The organism is Thiohalobacter thiocyanaticus, from assembly GCF_002356355.1.
GTDB lineage: Bacteria > Pseudomonadota > Gammaproteobacteria > Thiohalobacterales > Thiohalobacteraceae > Thiohalobacter > Thiohalobacter thiocyanaticus_A.
Genome location: NZ_AP018052.1, coordinates 390416 through 404996, shown reverse-complemented (window position 1 = coordinate 404996; position 14581 = coordinate 390416). Strand labels below are relative to the sequence as shown.

Below are 14581 nucleotides of genomic sequence, written 5' to 3'. Positions count from 1 at the left end.
GACTACTATAGCGCCCGGCGTATGACAGGACCCTGATCTGGGGCAAAAACGGCCGCGCCGGCGGACTTAAATCCCTGCGCTGAATCCGGGTTTTCCCGGCCGCAAACGCCAGCGGCGGGCCGCCCGGGGCCCGCCGCTGACAGTTCTGGCGCTACTCAGTTCGACAGGCTGTAGACGTAGGCCGCCAGCAGATGCACCTTGTCCTCTCCGAGGAAGTCCTTGTGGGCCGGCATCCTGCCATTGCGCCCCTTGGCGATGCTCTCGCGGATGGTGCCCGGCGAACCGCCATAGAGCCAGGCGGCATCGGTCAGGTCCGGCGCACCCAGCGCCTGGTTGCCCTTGCCTTCGATGCCATGGCAGGACACGCACATCTGCTGGTAATGCTGCTGGCCTTTCCGGGCCAGCTCCGTGTTCACCTCGCGGCCGTTGATCTGCAGGACGTACTCGGTCACTTCATCGACGCCCTGCTCGCCCAGCTGCCCCTCCCAGGCCATCATCAGACCCTGGCCACCGCGGCCGTTCAGGATACTGGTCTTGATGCTGGCCGGGTCACCGCCGAAGAGCCAGGCGTCGTCGGTCAGGTTGGGAAACCCGGGAAAGCCGCGGGCATCCGAGCCGTGACAGGTGGCACAGTAATTCAGGAACAGCCGCCGGCCGGTGCGCACCGCCTCCTCGTCGGCCGCCAGTGCCGGGATCTCCTGCTCGGCGTAATTGGCGAAGATGGGACCGTATTTGGCCTCGGCCTGCGCCATTTCCTTCTCGTAGCGCACCTCGCCGGTCCAGCCCAGTACGCCGCGGAATTTGCCCAGCCCGGGGTACAGCACCAGGTAGATGACGGCGAACACCAGGGTGATGTAGAACAGCCACAGCCACCAGCGCGGCAGCGGATTGTTGTACTCCTGCAGTGTCTCGTCCCAGGTGTGGTGGGTCACATCGCCGCTGGCGGCCTCGCCGGCGCGTTTCTTCATGGTCCAGACGATCAGCCACCAGCAGCCCAGGATGTTGCCGACGGTGAGCACGATCACCCACCAACTCCAGAAATCGCTCGAGAATGTGAAGTCACCCATGGGTCGATTCCTTCTTATTGCCTGCACGCACAGGGTTATCGTCCTCGGCGAAGGGCAGATTGGCCGCCTCGTCGAAATCGGGTTTGCGCTTGCTGCTCCAGGCCCAGATCCAGACGCCGATGAAGGCGACGAAGACCAGGACAGTGAAGATCGATCGTACTGTGTTGATATCGAATTCCATCGTGCTCACCTCCGGGTCTTGAGCGCGGTACCGAGGTTCTGCAGGTAGGCGATCAGGGCCTCCATCTCGGTCCTGCCCTTGACCGCGGCCTCGGCACCGGCGATCTGCTCGTCGGTATAGGGCGTGCCCAGGGTCCGCAGCACCTCCATCTTCCTGGCGGTGTGGGCGCCGTCGAGGACGTTCTCCTCCAGCCAGGGGAAGCCCGGCATGTTGGACTCCGGTACCACGTCGCGCGGATTGATCAGATGCACCCGGTGCCAGTCATCGGAGTAGCGGCCGCCGACACGGGCCAGGTCCGGGCCGGTGCGCTTGGAGCCCCACTGGAAGGGACGGTCGTAGACGAACTCCCCGGCCACCGAGTAGTGGCCGTAGCGTTCGGTCTCGGCGCGGAAGGGGCGGATCATCTGCGAATGGCAGACGTAGCAGCCCTCGCGCACATAGATGTCACGGCCTTCCAGCTGCAGCGGCGTGTAGGGCTCGAGCCCCTCCACCGGTTCGGTGGTGCTCTTGAGGAAGAACAGGGGCACGATTTCCACCAGGCCGCCGACGCTGATCACCAGCAGCACCAGGATCGCCATCAGGCCGACATTCTTTTCAACGACTTCATGACTCATGACGTATCCTCCTCAGGCGGTCTGCGGAATGGCGGCTTCGACCGGCTTATTGCCCTGGATGGTCCTGATCACGTTGTAGGCCATGATCAGCATGCCGGACAGGAACACCACCCCACCGAGCAGACGCACGAAGTAGTAGGGATACATGGCCTCCAGCGACTCGACGAAGCTGTAGGTCAGGGTGCCGTCTGCATTCACCGCACGCCACATCAGGCCCTGCATGATGCCGGCGATCCACATGGCGACGATGTAGAGCACCACGCCGATAGTGGCCACCCAGAAGTGCACATCAATCAACTTGATCGAATGCATCTGCTCACGCCCGAACAGGCGCGGAATGAGGAAGTACAGCGAGCCGATCGACACCATGGCCACCCAGCCCAACGCACCCGAATGCACGTGGCCGATGGTCCAGTCGGTGTAGTGGGACAGGGCGTTGACCGTCTTGATCGACATCATCGGCCCTTCGAAGGTCGACATGCCGTAGAAGGACAGGGAGACGATCAGGAATTTCAGGATGGGGTCGGTGCGCAGTTTGTGCCAGGCGCCGGACAGGGTCATGATGCCGTTGATCATGCCGCCCCAGCTGGGCGCAAGCAGGATCAGCGAGAACACCATGCCCAGCGACTGGGCCCAGTCCGGCAGCGCCGTGTAGTGCAGGTGGTGCGGACCGGCCCACATGTAGGTCGAGATCAGCGCCCAGAAGTGGACCACCGACAGGCGATAGGAATAGACCGGGCGGTTGGCCTGCTTGGGCACGAAGTAGTACATCATGCCGAGAAAGCCGGCGGTGAGGAAGAAACCCACCGCATTGTGGCCGTACCACCACTGCACCATGGCGTCGATCGCGCCCGGATAGACCGAGTAGGATTTGGTCGCCGTCACGGGCAGCGCGGCACTGTTGACCACGTGCAACACCGCAATCGTCAGGATGAAGGCGCCGTAAAACCAGTTGGCCACATAGATGTGCTTGACCCGGCGCTTGACGATGGTGCCGAAGAAGACCACGGCATAGGCAACCCATACCAGCGTGATCAACAGATCGATGGGCCACTCCAGTTCGGCGTACTCCTTACTGGCGGTAATGCCCAGCGGCAGGGTGATGGCGGCGGCGACGATCACGACCTGCCAGCCCCAGAAGGTGAAGGCCGCCAGGCCGTTGGAGAACAGCCGCGCCTGGCAGGTGCGCTGCACCACATAGTATGAGGTCGCAAACAGGGCCGAGCCGCCGAAGGCGAAGATCACCGCATTGGTATGCAGCGGCCGCAAGCGGCTGTAGGTCAGCCAGGGGATGTCGAAATTGAGCTGCGGCCAGACCAGCTGCGCGGCAATCACCACGCCGACCAGCATGCCGACGATGCCCCAGACGACCGTCATGATGGCGAACTGGCGTACGACCTTATAGTTGTAGGTGGTCGAAGTATCCATGAGTCAACCTCTGCTTTACCGTCACGAATTGGGAAGCTGAACGGCGCCTGGACGCCGTTCATTCCTGGCACTGCAGGCTGTGTTCACTCCGTTCCAGCGGCGGCACGCCGCCGCGGGGTGCGGGATATGACACAGTCGCTACTGTGCTGTGAGCGGGCAGCAGGGACAATGACCCATGTCAACAATCAGGCAGAACCGACTGCTCGGGCGGTCGGCGGAAAGGCGAGGTAAAGACTCAGGTATTCAGTTGTGGTGGTCGGCGCCCGCCATGCGCTCCAGGGCGCCCATGTCCTTGATCAGGACATGCTTGCGGTCGACTTCCAGCAGGCCCTCGCTCTGAAAGCGCGAGAACAGGCGGCTGACCGTTTCCACCGCCAGGCCGAGGTAGTTGGCGATGTCGGTGCGGGACATGCTCAGGTTGAAATCGGAGGCGGAGAACTTGCGCGCCTTGAAGCGGCTGGACAACCGCAGCAGCAGCGCGGCCAGGCGCGCCTCGGCGGATTTCTTGCCCAGCCAGATCATGGTGTCCTGCTCGGTCAGGATCTCGTGGCTCATGATGCGCAGCAACTGACGCTGCAGACCGGGGATGCGGCTGCCCAGTTCCTCCAGGCGATCGAAGGGGATCTCGCACACGCTGGTGGTCTCCAACGCGCGGGCCGAGCAGGGATGGTTGCCGGTGGTGATGGCGTCCAGCCCCACCAGTTCGCTGGGCAGGTGAAAACCGGTAACCTGCTCCTCGCCGCCGTCAGTAGTGGTGAAGGTCTTGATCGAGCCGGAACGGATGGCATAGACGGCGCGGAACTCGTTGCCCATCTGGAACAGGTACTCGCCGCGCTGCAGCGGCCGGCGCTGCTTGATGATGTGATCGAGTTCCTCCAGGTCAGCGTGCGCCAGTTCCAGCGGCAGGCACAACTGGAACAGGCTGCAGGATTCACACGCCGTCTGCAGGCGCTTCAGGCTGATCACTCCGGATTCCGGTACGCTCATAACTGGTTTGCCCCTACACTCTGTCCATCCGCCGATCCTTCGCAACACCTGTTCGGCCGCACGTAAAAACCCTTTTAAAACAAGCTATTACTGGCATACTATTGCGTGGCTCGCAGCGCCTGTGCGCACAACGGATTTGCCGATGGCACATATCGATAGGATTTGACCAGATCGCTTGATGCAAATCAATAAACTGATGCGTGATTTAACAAACGTGTAGTATATATCGGTGGTCTGCGCCAGCCCGCAGCGGCGAAAGGTGCCGGCAACAGGCATGGTCCTGCGGGAGAAGTCCTGCTAGGATGCAGGCTTACACATCTTTTTCTGTTATGGATTGCCCAGTTAGAGAACCCGCATGGCGAGGCAGAGCGAACTCAGACGCGACACCCTGGAAACCCGCATTCAGGTCAGGGTCAACCTGGACGGCACCGGCGAAAGCCGGCTGGAGACCGGCATCCCCTTCCTGGAGCACATGCTGGATCAGGTGGCCCGGCACGGACTGATCGACCTCGACATCCGGGCCGAGGGCGACCTGCACATCGACGCCCACCACACGGTCGAGGACATCGGCATCACCCTGGGCCAGGCCTTCTGCCAGGCGCTGGGCGACAAGCGCGGCATCCGCCGCTACGGCCACGCCTACGTGCCGCTGGATGAAGCGCTCTCGCGCGTGGTGATCGACTTCTCCGGCCGCCCGGGGCTGGAATACCAGGTCGAGTTCCCCCGCAGCCATATCGGCGACTTCGATGCCGACCTGTTCCACGAGTTCTTCCAGGGTTTCGTCAATCATGTGCCGGCCACCCTGCACATCGACTGTCTGCGCGGCAGGAACGCCCACCACATCGCCGAGACGGTGTTCAAGGCCTTCGGCCGGGCACTGCGCATGGCGCTGGAGGCCGATCCGCGCATGGCGGACCAGATCCCATCCACCAAGGGCAGCCTCTGAGCCTGAGATACAGCCTGTCCGGGCGCAGCATCCCGACCCCGAGCCGACCATGAACAGCCTCGCCATCATCGATTACGGAATGGGCAACCTGCATTCCATCGCCAAGGCGGTGGAGCATGTGGGCGCCGACACCCGCATCCGGATCAGCGCCGACCCGGCGCATATCCTCGACGCCGACCGGGTCATCTTCCCCGGCGTGGGCGCCATCGGCCACTGCATGGAGGAACTGCGACGTACCGGCCTGGACGACGTCATCCGCGAGGTGGCGGTCAGCCGGCCGCTGCTCGGCGTCTGTCTCGGCATGCAGGCCCTGATGGAGCATTCCGCGGAGAACGGCGGCACCGACTGCCTGGGCCTGATCCCGGGCCGCGTCACCCGCTTCCCCGCTGACATGCCCGACCCGCTGACCGGCGCCGCGCTCAAGGTCCCCCACATGGGCTGGAACGCCGTCCACCACAGCGATCACCCCCTGTGGCAGGGCATCGACCAGGACGAGCGCTTCTATTTCGTGCACAGCTACTACGTCACTCCGGCACGCGCGGAAGATCGGGCCGGAGTCTGCACCTACGGCATCGACTTCACATCCGCCGTGGCCCATGCCAATCTGTTTGCCGTGCAATTCCACCCGGAAAAGAGCCAGCACGCCGGGCTGCAGCTGCTGGCCAATTTTCTGCGCTGGGATGGAAACTGAAGGAACGACTGTGCCTTTACACCGCGGTCTGAAAATCCGGCTGCAACACCGAAAACATCGTCATCCCCGCGCAGGCGGGGATCCAGTGGCCACATCGGTTTATGGATTCCCACCGGAGCCTGTCGGCGCAGGCCGGCACGGAAATGACGTCGTCCAATTTCAAACACAACAACACCGCATAATCAGGGGAAGCTTACCATGTTGTTGATACCCGCCATCGATCTCAAGGACGGCCAGTGCGTGCGCCTGCGTCAGGGCCGGATGGAGGACGCCACGGTATTTTCCGAGGATCCGGTCGAGGTCGCCCAGCGCTGGGTGGACGCCGGCGCCCGGCGCCTGCACCTGGTGGATCTCAACGGCGCCTTTGCCGGTCAGCCGGTCAACGCCGGCGTGATCCAGCGCATTGCCGAGCGCTTCCCCGAACTGCCGATCCAGGTCGGCGGCGGCATCCGCGACGAGGACACCGTGCAGACCTATCTCGACGCCGGCGTGCAGTACGTGATCATCGGCACCAAGGCGGTCAGCACCCCGCACTTCATCAACGACCTGTGCATGGAATTCCCCGGTCACATCATCGTCGGCCTGGATGCGCGCGACGGCAAGGTGGCCATCGACGGCTGGTCCAAGCTGTCCCACCATGATGTGATCGACATGGCACAGCGCTTCGAGCGCGACGGCGTCGAGGCCATCGTCTATACCGACATCAGCCGCGACGGCATGATGGAGGGTGTCAACGTCGACGCCACCGTCAAGCTCGCCCAGTCCATCACCATCCCGGTCATCGCCTCCGGCGGCGTGACCAACATCGACGACATCAAACGCCTGTGCGAGGTGGCCGACGAGGGCATCACGGGCGCAATCATCGGCCGCGCCCTGTACGAGGGCACCCTCGACCTGGCCGAGGCGCAGAAGTACGTGCAGGACAACGACTGCGACGGTGAGTAGCCCGGCAAAACCCATGATTAACGCAAAGACGCCGAGACGCAGAGGCCGCAAAGTCATTATGAATTTCTGTTATGAGTCCGAACGGGATCCGGGTCTGCGAATCGACGGCCTGCATATTCTTGGTTTTCTCTGCGCCTCCGCGCCTTTGCGTTGAATGTTTTCATTTTCAAGAGCCAACCCGCAATGACCCTGGCCAAACGCATCATCCCCTGTCTCGACGTCGACGCCGGCCGCGTGGTCAAGGGCGTGAAGTTCGTCGATATCCGCGACGCCGGCGACCCGGTCGAGGTGGCACGCCGCTACGACGAACAGGGCGCCGACGAGATCACCTTCCTCGATATCACTGCCAGTTCCGACGACCGCGAGACCCTGGTGCACGTCGTCGAGCAGGTGGCCGGGCAGGTCTTCATTCCCCTCACCGTGGGCGGCGGCATCCGCGAGCTGACCGACATCCGCAGGATGCTCAACGCCGGCGCCGACAAGGTGGCGATCAACACCGCGGCAGTGTTCCGGCCCGAGTTCGTGCGCGAGGCGGCCGAACGCTTCGGCTCCCAGTGCATCGTGGTGGCCATCGACGCCAAGCAGGTCAGCGGGCCCGGCGAGCCACTGAAGTGGGAGATCTTCACCCACGGCGGACGCAAACCCACCGGCCTGGACGCGGTGGAATGGGCCCGGCGCATGGCCGCCTACGGCGCCGGCGAGATCCTGCTCACCAGCATGGATCGCGACGGCACCAAGAGCGGCTTCGACCTCGAGTTGACCCGGGCGGTCGCCGATGCCGTGGAGATTCCGGTGATCGCCTCCGGTGGCGTCGGCACGCTGGAACACCTGGCCGAGGGCGTCCGCGAGGGTCATGCCGACGCCGTTCTTGCCGCCAGCATCTTTCATTTCGGCCAGCACAGCATCCGCGAGGCAAAGCAGCTCATGGCCCGCGAGGGCATCGAGGTGAGGCTGTAGCCTGCTCTAATATCGGCAGAAAGCCTCTGCCCCATCCAACCGTACAGGGCGTCGGCCGGCCCGGCCGGCGTTCCAATCCGAAACACCCGCGCCGAATCCGGTCATAAAAATCCCTGCACTCTTCGCGCGCCCTGCAGATCACTTTATAATTGTTTCATGACAGGCGAAAACTGGCTCGACGAGATCAAGTGGACCGAGGACGGCCTGGTGCCGGCCATCGCCCAGGATGCCGATACGGGCGAGGTGTTGATGTTCGCCTGGATGAATCGGGAGTCGCTGGCCATGAGCGCCCGCGAGGGGCGTGCGGTATACTTCTCCCGCTCCCGCGGCCGACTCTGGCCCAAGGGCGAGGAGTCCGGTCATGTCCAGCAGATCCGCGAGATCCGGGTCGATTGCGACAAGGACGTGGTGCTGCTGAAAATCGAACAGGTGGGCGGCATCGCCTGCCATACCGGCAGACGCAGCTGCTTCTATTTCCGGCTCGAGGACGGCGACTGGCAGGCGGTCGAAGCGGTGCTCAAGGATCCGGGGGAAATATACCGCCAGCCTTGAGCGTCTTTGTGCAGTAACACTGAGGATGCACCATGACTGACACACTGGAGCGCCTGGCCGGGATACTGGAGGCGCGCAAGCAGGCCGATCCCGACAGTTCCTACGTGGCCGGGCTCTACGCCAAGGGGCTGGACACGATCCTGAAGAAGGTCGGCGAGGAAGCCACCGAGACCGTTATCGCGGCCAAGGGAGGCTCCAGTGAGCAGCTGGTTTATGAGACCGCGGATCTGTGGTTTCATACCCTGGTCATGCTCGCACACCAGGGCCTGGGGCCCGAGGATGTGCTGAGTGAACTCGAGCGGCGTTTCGGCCTGTCCGGTCTGGACGAGAAGGCCGCGCGCCGGCAAAAGTAAGGTTGGATCATCAGCGCCGCTGAGCGGCGGGAGTTATTATGGGAATCAGCGTCTGGCAACTGTTAATCATCCTGGCGATCGTGCTGGTGCTGTTCGGCGCCAAGCGCCTGCGCAACCTGGGCGGGGATCTGGGCACGGCCGTGAAGGGCTTCAAGAACGCGGTCAAGGAAGGTGACGAGGAGGTCAACAAGGAACAGCTCGAGGATCAGGCCGGGGAGGACCGCACCATCGAGGGCGAATCCACTCGCGAGAAGGACAAGGTCTGAACCTGTCCGGCAATGTCCGCGCCGGCCGCCGCCGGCCGCAATCACACCTGAACCCCGCCATGCGTCCGCGCCATGTTTGATATCGGCTTCTGGGAACTGGGTCTGCTGATGATCATCGCCCTGCTGGTCATCGGCCCCGAACGCCTGCCCAAGGTGGCGCGCACGGTCGGCCTGCTGCTGGGCAAGGCACGCGGCGTCGTGCGCACGGTCAAGGCCGATGTGCAGCGCGAGCTTGCGGCCGAGGAACTCAAGCAGACCCTGGCCAAGCAGGCCGACAGCAACCCCCTGCACGAGATCATAGAAGAGACCGGTTCCGTAGCCCGCGACGCCAAGTCCAGCATCGACGAGGCCACCTCATCACTGCGTGACATCGGTGCGCAGGACGAAGATCGCCCTGCCCCGCCCAGCCCGCCATCCGGGTCCGCATCCAGGCCCAGGTCTGACAGCGAATCATGAGCCGCCCCGATCGGAACGACCCCGACCTGGAGGTCGAACAGCCGTTCATGGCGCACCTCATCGAGCTGCGCGACCGCCTCATGCGCATGGTGGTGGTGGTGCTGGCGCTGTTCCTGGTGATGGCCCCCTTTGCGGACCGGATCTTCGCCATCCTCGCCGACCCGCTGTCCCGGCACCTGCCGGAAGGCACATCGATGATCGCAGTGGAGGTGATCGCGCCCTTCCTGATCCCGCTCAAGGCCACCCTGGTACTGTCCATCTTCCTGGCCATGCCCTACGTGCTGTACCAGGTGTGGGGCTTCATCGCACCGGGACTGTACAAGCACGAAAAACGCCTGGCGGTGCCGCTGCTGGCCTCCAGTACCCTGCTGTTCTATGCCGGCGCGGCGTTCGCCTATTTCGTGATCCTGCCCATCCTGTCCATCTTCCTCACCGGCACCGCACCCGAGGGCGTGGCGGTGACGCCGGACATCGGCAAGTACCTCGATTTCGAACTTATGCTGTTCTTCGCCTTCGGCGCCGCCTTCGAGGTGCCGGTGGCCACCTTCCTGCTGGTGCTGATGGGCATCACCACCCCGGATGCACTGGCAAAGAAACGGCCCTACATCATTGTCGGCGCCTTCGTCATCGGCATGGTGCTGACACCGCCGGACATCATCTCCCAGACCCTGCTGGCTTTGCCCATGTGGCTGCTGTTCGAGATCGGGGTGCTGCTGTCACGTTCCTTCGAACGCCGCCGCGCCGAGGAAGCGGCCGCGGAAGAAGCCGGGGACGACGCCTACCGGCCGATGACCGATGAGGAAATGGACGCCGAACTGGACGAGATCGAGAAGTCGGAGAAGTCCGATCGTGACTGATGGCTGTGATTGAAACCTTGTTTCAACGCAGAGACGCCAAGGCGCAGGGCACGCAAAGCATAGAATGCTGTTTGCACAGTCGAATCTGTGCTGGCCACCATATCCCGGCTTGATTGATCTTTATTTCGACTTGGCGTCCTCTGCGCCTTGGCGCCTCTGCGTTGAGACCTTTCCCGTCCTCTCCGACTCAACGCCGATACCGCATCCGGGTACCGTGGATCAGCGACAGGGTGATCTCCTCGGGATCGAGTTCGGACGGAAAATAGGCACCGGAGATCTTGGCGGCATGGATGCTCGCGCCTTCGAGATTGGAGGCCGAGAAATCGATGCCGCGCACGTCCGCCTGTCGGAAATAGGCATTACTGAAATCGATGCCGCCGGCATCCAGCCCGCGCAGGTCCAGCCCGCGCAGATCGGTACCGTTCAGGCGCACAGCCTCGCCGCCCTGCTTCAGGGTATTGAATTCCTCGATCTTGCCGTGGCGCAGCAGCTGGTACAGCGGATCGTCAGTAATGACGGGCTTATCGCTCATACTCGTCCCTCCCATTGGGCGAAGCCCTGAACATAACAGATATCCCCGCGGCACAAAACGTGAAGCCGCACCGGCGCCCGGCGGCAGGACTCAGAATCCGTACAACAGTTCCAGCAGGGCATCGAATTCGCCGCCGGCCTGCTGCAGACACCCGGGCACCGCCGCCGGGCCGACCCCGGCCTGCCGCCAGAGCTCCCTGGGGACATGCCCCAGCGCGGCGAGCACCGGTGCCGCATCCTCGATCTCGATGAAACGGGTATAGGGATCGTGTTCGGCGCCTGCTGCTGGCCCCGGCTGCTGCTCGACGGCGTGGGCGACCTGATTGGCCAGCGCCACCAGCGCCGTCTCGCGGGCACCCTGTTCCAGTCCAAGCGGGGCATGGTGACACGCGGCCGCCAGGCACAATTCCTCTGGCAGCTGCCAGTGCCGCAGCAGGGCGCCGCCGAGGGCGGCATGATCCCAGCCCAGCAGCGCACGCTCCTGCTCGCACAGATCCTCGGCGTGCGCCAGCACCGCCGGGCCCAGGCGGACGCACGCATGCGGCATCCGGGTGAACATCACCAGGTGCCCGATGTCGTGCAGCAGCCCGGCAATGAACAAGCGCTCGGCATGCAGCACACCTGCCTGACGGGCCAGCCCCTGTGCCACCAGCGCGACGAACACGCCGTGACGCCAGAAGGTAAGCATGTCGTAGCCCTGCAGTGGCTGGCCGCGAAACACCTCTACCGCCGCCATGGCCAGGGCCAGCTTGCGCAGTTCATTGATGCCGACCAGACCGACGGCACGGGAGACGGTATCGACCCGGGAAGGCAGGCCGTAGGCAGCGCTGTTGACCCGCTTGAGCAGCTGCGCGGTGAAAGCCGGATCCTGAATGATGATATGCGCGAAATCCTCCCTCCCGGCCTCGGGGTCGTCGGCCAGCAGCTGGATCTGCAGACAGACCTCGGGCAGCGACAGCAGGTCGGCGTTGTCCCGGATCAGCTGTTCGATCTGCATGCGTGCCGACTCTGTGGTTCACCGTGAACGGAGATCAGGGCTGTGCCGGGTATCGATCCCGGTCATGCGCGGCTGCCAGATCCAGACGCGGCCCACCCGGCACAATGCGCGACGGATTCAGCCAGGGGTGGCTCCAGTAGTAATGCGCCTTGATGTGCTCCAGGTTCACGGTCTGCGCGATGCCGGGGTACTGGTACAACTCGCGCAGATAGTTCGACAGGGCAGGGAAATCGGCAATGCGATTGCGATTGCACTTGAAGTGACCGACATAGACTGCATCGAAACGCACCAGGGTCGTGAACAACCGCCAATCGGCCTCGGTCAGCCGCCCGCCGACCAGATAGCGCTGCCGTGACAGGCGGACCTCGATTTCGTCCAGGGCTGCGAACAGGGCGTCGAAGGCCCGGTCATAGGCGGCCTGGCTGGTGGCGAAACCGGTCCGGTAGACACCGTTGTTGATGTTCTCGTAGACGAAGGCGTTGATGGCGTCGATTTCATCGCGCAGCCCGACGGGATACATATCGAGTTGCGCATCCCCCCAGGCATCGAAGGCGGAATTGAGCATGCGAATGATCTCGGCCGACTCGTTGTTGACGATGGTGCGCCGCTCGCGATCCCACAGCACCGGTACGGTGACGATGCCGGTGTAGTCCGGTTGCGCCAGCCGGTAGAGTTCGTGCATATAGTCGCAGCCGTTGACCGTGTCGGCCGTGGCGCCGGGAAAGGACGCATCGAAGTGCCAGCCGGGCTCGCCCATGTGCGGATGCACCACGTCGACGCTGATCACCGCGTCCAGCCGTTTGAGCCGGCGCAGGATCAGGGTCCGGTGAGCCCAGGGGCAGGCGTAGGAGACATACAGATGGTAGCGCCCCGGCTCGGCCCTGAAGCCGCCCTCGCCGCCGGGACCGGGACTGCCGTCGGGCGTGACCCAGCTGCGGAACTGCGATTCCCTGCGGACGAATTCGCCGTCCTCCTGCTCACTGTCGAACCAGCCTTCGCGCAACTCGCCATTGACCATCAGACTCATCTCAACCTCCGTCGACCGCCTCTGCCAGCACGCAGCGGTTGCGCCCCTGTTCCTTGGCCCGGTACAGGGCCTGATCGGCACGCTCGAACACCGCCTCGACGGTATCGCCGTCGGCGAACAGCGCAATGCCGCAGGAGATGGTAATGGAGACATCCTGGCCGCGATAGTGGAACCCGCAGGCTTCGATGGCCACGCGCAGCTTCTCTGCCACCCGGCTCACATCCCCGACCCCGGCGCCGGTGACCAGCATGGCGAACTCCTCGCCGCCGAAGCGGGCGATGAAATCGGTCTCGCGGATGTTGTCGGCCAGCAGGCCGGCGATCACCCGCAGCACCTTGTCGCCGGCCTTATGTCCGTATTCATCATTGATCGGTTTGAAATTGTCCACATCCCAGACCAGCAGCGCCAGCGGGGTCTGGAAACGCTTCCAGCGGGCGTATTCCTGCTGCACCCGCTCATCCCAGGCCAGGCGATTGGGGATGCCGGTCAGGGCATCGGTCAGGGCCTGGCTGCGCTGCTGACGCACCCGCTCGCGCAGTTCGGCGGCCTCGCCTTCCAGGTCGTGCAACCGCTGCTGCAGGGTCTGCACACGGGCATCGGCGGCCTGATTGCGCGCGGTTTCGGCCTGGCGATGCTGTTCGACGTGTTCGACAATGGCGTCGATGCGCGCCTGTACCGTCTGCTTGAGCTGGCTCAATTCCTGGGCGTCCTGAACATCGGACTCGATCCCGCGCACCTGGGCCTGGACCGCATCGCCCAGTTCCCGCCCCTGCTCGTAGGCAGCCTGGCGCTCGCCTTCCGCCCCCTTGACGAAACTGTCGACGTCCTGCAGCCGGTCGGTGAGCTGCTGCAGAAAGTCCTCGATCTCCTGCTTTTCGCGCTGCAACTGCACCCGCATCTCGGCCACCATGTCGGTGATCTCATGCAGGGCGGCCAGCGTATCGCAGTCGCTGTCCTCCTCCAGCCGCTGCTGCAGCGCCTCAATGCGGGCGTCGAAGGCCTCCGGCAGCCCCAGCTGTTCCAGCAGCTGCAGCAGGAGTTCGTGGCCGGCAGCACCCGACGCCGGGGCGGTCATCCTTTCCTGCTGCGGCGCCGGACCGGCCGGACCCGGTTCCGACGCCCCGGCTTCGACCGCCACATCGGGGCGGGTCTGGCCGCCGAGCCAGCGGCGCAGACCGCGCGCCGGCGCTGCGGCCTGCGGCAGCTGAACCGCGAGCAGTTCGTTGAGCAGGGCCGCGACCCGGTCGACCGCCCTGGCTGCCTCGGCATCCTCCAGGGCGTCGAGTTGTTTGCGCAACGCCTTGAGCCGGCGCGCTTTGCCGCGCGGGAAACGGGTCTGCTCCAGCAGCAATTGCAGGCTCTCGACCGCTCCGGGGGTACGGGCGGCGCTGGCGCGGTCGCTATCGAGTCTGACCAGGGTGGCCGACATCGCTTCGATGCGCTGCTGCAGGGCGCGGTCGTCAGCCCGGTCGCGGATGGCGTTGCGCAATTCGCCCAGCTGGCGGTCCAGGGTGGCGTCGAGACCGTCGGCGGCCAGGCTCAGGCGCGTAATCGTCCTGCGCAGCAACTCCTCCATCCCCGCCCAGCGGCGCTCGCGGGCTTCGGCCTGTTCGACACTGTCGTAGTACTTGCGCTTCCAGGTTTCCAGTTGTGCGTGTTCGGTTTCCGTCATGACGGCTGCGCATCCCGTGGGTTCAATACTGCCCCGTGTGTCTGTATCGACGCC

At 64.1% G+C, this 14581-nt stretch carries 18 protein-coding genes; 9 read left to right on the top strand and 9 right to left on the bottom strand.

The genetic code is table 11. The features are described from left to right. Positions 1 to 155: 155 nt before the first annotated feature. The 5 genes from ccoP to fnr form a co-directional block, all read right to left on the bottom strand. Complete coding sequence (gene ccoP, locus CFK21_RS01890) at positions 156 to 1067, bottom strand: cytochrome-c oxidase, cbb3-type subunit III (RefSeq protein ID WP_096364195.1); 912 nt, start codon at positions 1065 to 1067, stop codon at positions 156 to 158. Next, positions 1060 to 1248 (bottom strand): cbb3-type cytochrome oxidase subunit 3, encoded by a 189-nt coding sequence (locus CFK21_RS01885; protein WP_096364193.1) that lies wholly within the window; start codon positions 1246 to 1248, stop codon positions 1060 to 1062. Before CFK21_RS01885 ends, ccoP begins: the two co-directional genes overlap by 8 nt. A 5-nt stretch (positions 1249 to 1253) precedes the next feature. Continuing rightward, positions 1254 to 1862 carry a cytochrome-c oxidase, cbb3-type subunit II gene (gene ccoO, locus CFK21_RS01880; protein WP_096364191.1) on the bottom strand — a complete coding sequence of 203 codons (609 nt, stop codon included), beginning with the start codon at positions 1860 to 1862 and terminating at the stop codon, positions 1254 to 1256. A 12-nt stretch (positions 1863 to 1874) separates the two neighbouring features. Beyond that, a complete protein-coding gene (ccoN, locus tag CFK21_RS01875) occupies positions 1875 to 3290 on the bottom strand; it encodes a cytochrome-c oxidase, cbb3-type subunit I (protein WP_096364189.1) in 1416 nt (471 codons plus the stop codon). 243 nt (positions 3291 to 3533) lie between these two features. Further along, the gene (gene fnr / locus CFK21_RS01870) at positions 3534 to 4277 is read right to left on the bottom strand and encodes a fumarate/nitrate reduction transcriptional regulator Fnr (protein WP_096364187.1); all 744 of its coding nucleotides are present in this window, start codon (positions 4275 to 4277) and stop codon (positions 3534 to 3536) included. Between the two features lie 355 nt (positions 4278 to 4632). Here fnr and hisB point away from each other — a divergent pair, with 355 nt between their 5' ends. The 9 genes from hisB (at position 4633) to tatC (ending at position 10300) form a co-directional block, all read left to right on the top strand. Beyond that, positions 4633 to 5223, top strand: a complete 591-nt coding sequence (gene hisB, locus CFK21_RS01865; RefSeq protein ID WP_096364185.1) for an imidazoleglycerol-phosphate dehydratase HisB — start codon at positions 4633 to 4635, stop codon at positions 5221 to 5223. A 49-nt stretch (positions 5224 to 5272) separates the two neighbouring features. Next, complete coding sequence (hisH, locus tag CFK21_RS01860) at positions 5273 to 5914, top strand: imidazole glycerol phosphate synthase subunit HisH (protein ID WP_096364183.1); 642 nt, start codon at positions 5273 to 5275, stop codon at positions 5912 to 5914. Between the two features lie 198 nt (positions 5915 to 6112). Beyond that, the gene (hisA, locus tag CFK21_RS01855) at positions 6113 to 6859 is read left to right on the top strand and encodes a 1-(5-phosphoribosyl)-5-[(5-phosphoribosylamino)methylideneamino]imidazole-4-carboxamide isomerase (RefSeq protein ID WP_096364181.1); all 747 of its coding nucleotides are present in this window, start codon (positions 6113 to 6115) and stop codon (positions 6857 to 6859) included. Between the two features lie 183 nt (positions 6860 to 7042). After that, positions 7043 to 7816: an imidazole glycerol phosphate synthase subunit HisF gene (hisF, locus tag CFK21_RS01850; RefSeq protein WP_096364179.1), complete on the top strand. Its 774-nt coding sequence runs from the start codon at positions 7043 to 7045 to the stop codon at positions 7814 to 7816. A 156-nt stretch (positions 7817 to 7972) separates the two neighbouring features. Continuing rightward, complete coding sequence (gene hisI / locus CFK21_RS01845; RefSeq protein ID WP_096364177.1) at positions 7973 to 8368, top strand: phosphoribosyl-AMP cyclohydrolase; 396 nt, start codon at positions 7973 to 7975, stop codon at positions 8366 to 8368. A gap of 32 nt (positions 8369 to 8400) precedes the next feature. After that, positions 8401 to 8721: a phosphoribosyl-ATP diphosphatase gene (locus CFK21_RS01840; RefSeq protein WP_096364175.1), complete on the top strand. Its 321-nt coding sequence runs from the start codon at positions 8401 to 8403 to the stop codon at positions 8719 to 8721. 38 nt (positions 8722 to 8759) lie between these two features. Continuing rightward, positions 8760 to 8987 (top strand): Sec-independent protein translocase subunit TatA, encoded by a 228-nt coding sequence (locus tag CFK21_RS01835; RefSeq protein WP_096364173.1) that lies wholly within the window; start codon positions 8760 to 8762, stop codon positions 8985 to 8987. A 72-nt stretch (positions 8988 to 9059) separates the two neighbouring features. Further along, complete coding sequence (gene tatB, locus CFK21_RS01830) at positions 9060 to 9443, top strand: Sec-independent protein translocase protein TatB (protein WP_096364171.1); 384 nt, start codon at positions 9060 to 9062, stop codon at positions 9441 to 9443. Continuing rightward, positions 9440 to 10300 carry a twin-arginine translocase subunit TatC gene (gene tatC / locus CFK21_RS01825; protein WP_096364169.1) on the top strand — a complete coding sequence of 287 codons (861 nt, stop codon included), beginning with the start codon at positions 9440 to 9442 and terminating at the stop codon, positions 10298 to 10300. Before tatB ends, tatC begins: the two co-directional genes overlap by 4 nt. Before the next feature lie 187 nt (positions 10301 to 10487). Here tatC and CFK21_RS01820 read toward each other — a convergent pair whose 3' ends face one another. The 4 genes from CFK21_RS01820 to CFK21_RS01805 all read right to left on the bottom strand — a co-directional run bounded on the left by CFK21_RS01820 (position 10488) and on the right by CFK21_RS01805 (position 14527). Then, on the bottom strand, positions 10488 to 10832 hold the full coding sequence (locus CFK21_RS01820; RefSeq protein ID WP_096364167.1) for a pentapeptide repeat-containing protein: 345 nt from the start codon (positions 10830 to 10832) through the stop codon (positions 10488 to 10490). A gap of 90 nt (positions 10833 to 10922) precedes the next feature. Continuing rightward, positions 10923 to 11828: an HDOD domain-containing protein gene (locus CFK21_RS01815; protein WP_096364165.1), complete on the bottom strand. Its 906-nt coding sequence runs from the start codon at positions 11826 to 11828 to the stop codon at positions 10923 to 10925. A gap of 34 nt (positions 11829 to 11862) precedes the next feature. Then, a complete protein-coding gene (locus CFK21_RS01810; protein WP_096364163.1) occupies positions 11863 to 12855 on the bottom strand; it encodes a glutathione S-transferase family protein in 993 nt (330 codons plus the stop codon). Position 12856: 1 nt separating this feature from the next. Continuing rightward, positions 12857 to 14527: a GGDEF domain-containing protein gene (locus CFK21_RS01805; protein ID WP_096364161.1), complete on the bottom strand. Its 1671-nt coding sequence runs from the start codon at positions 14525 to 14527 to the stop codon at positions 12857 to 12859. Positions 14528 to 14581 lie beyond the last annotated feature (54 nt).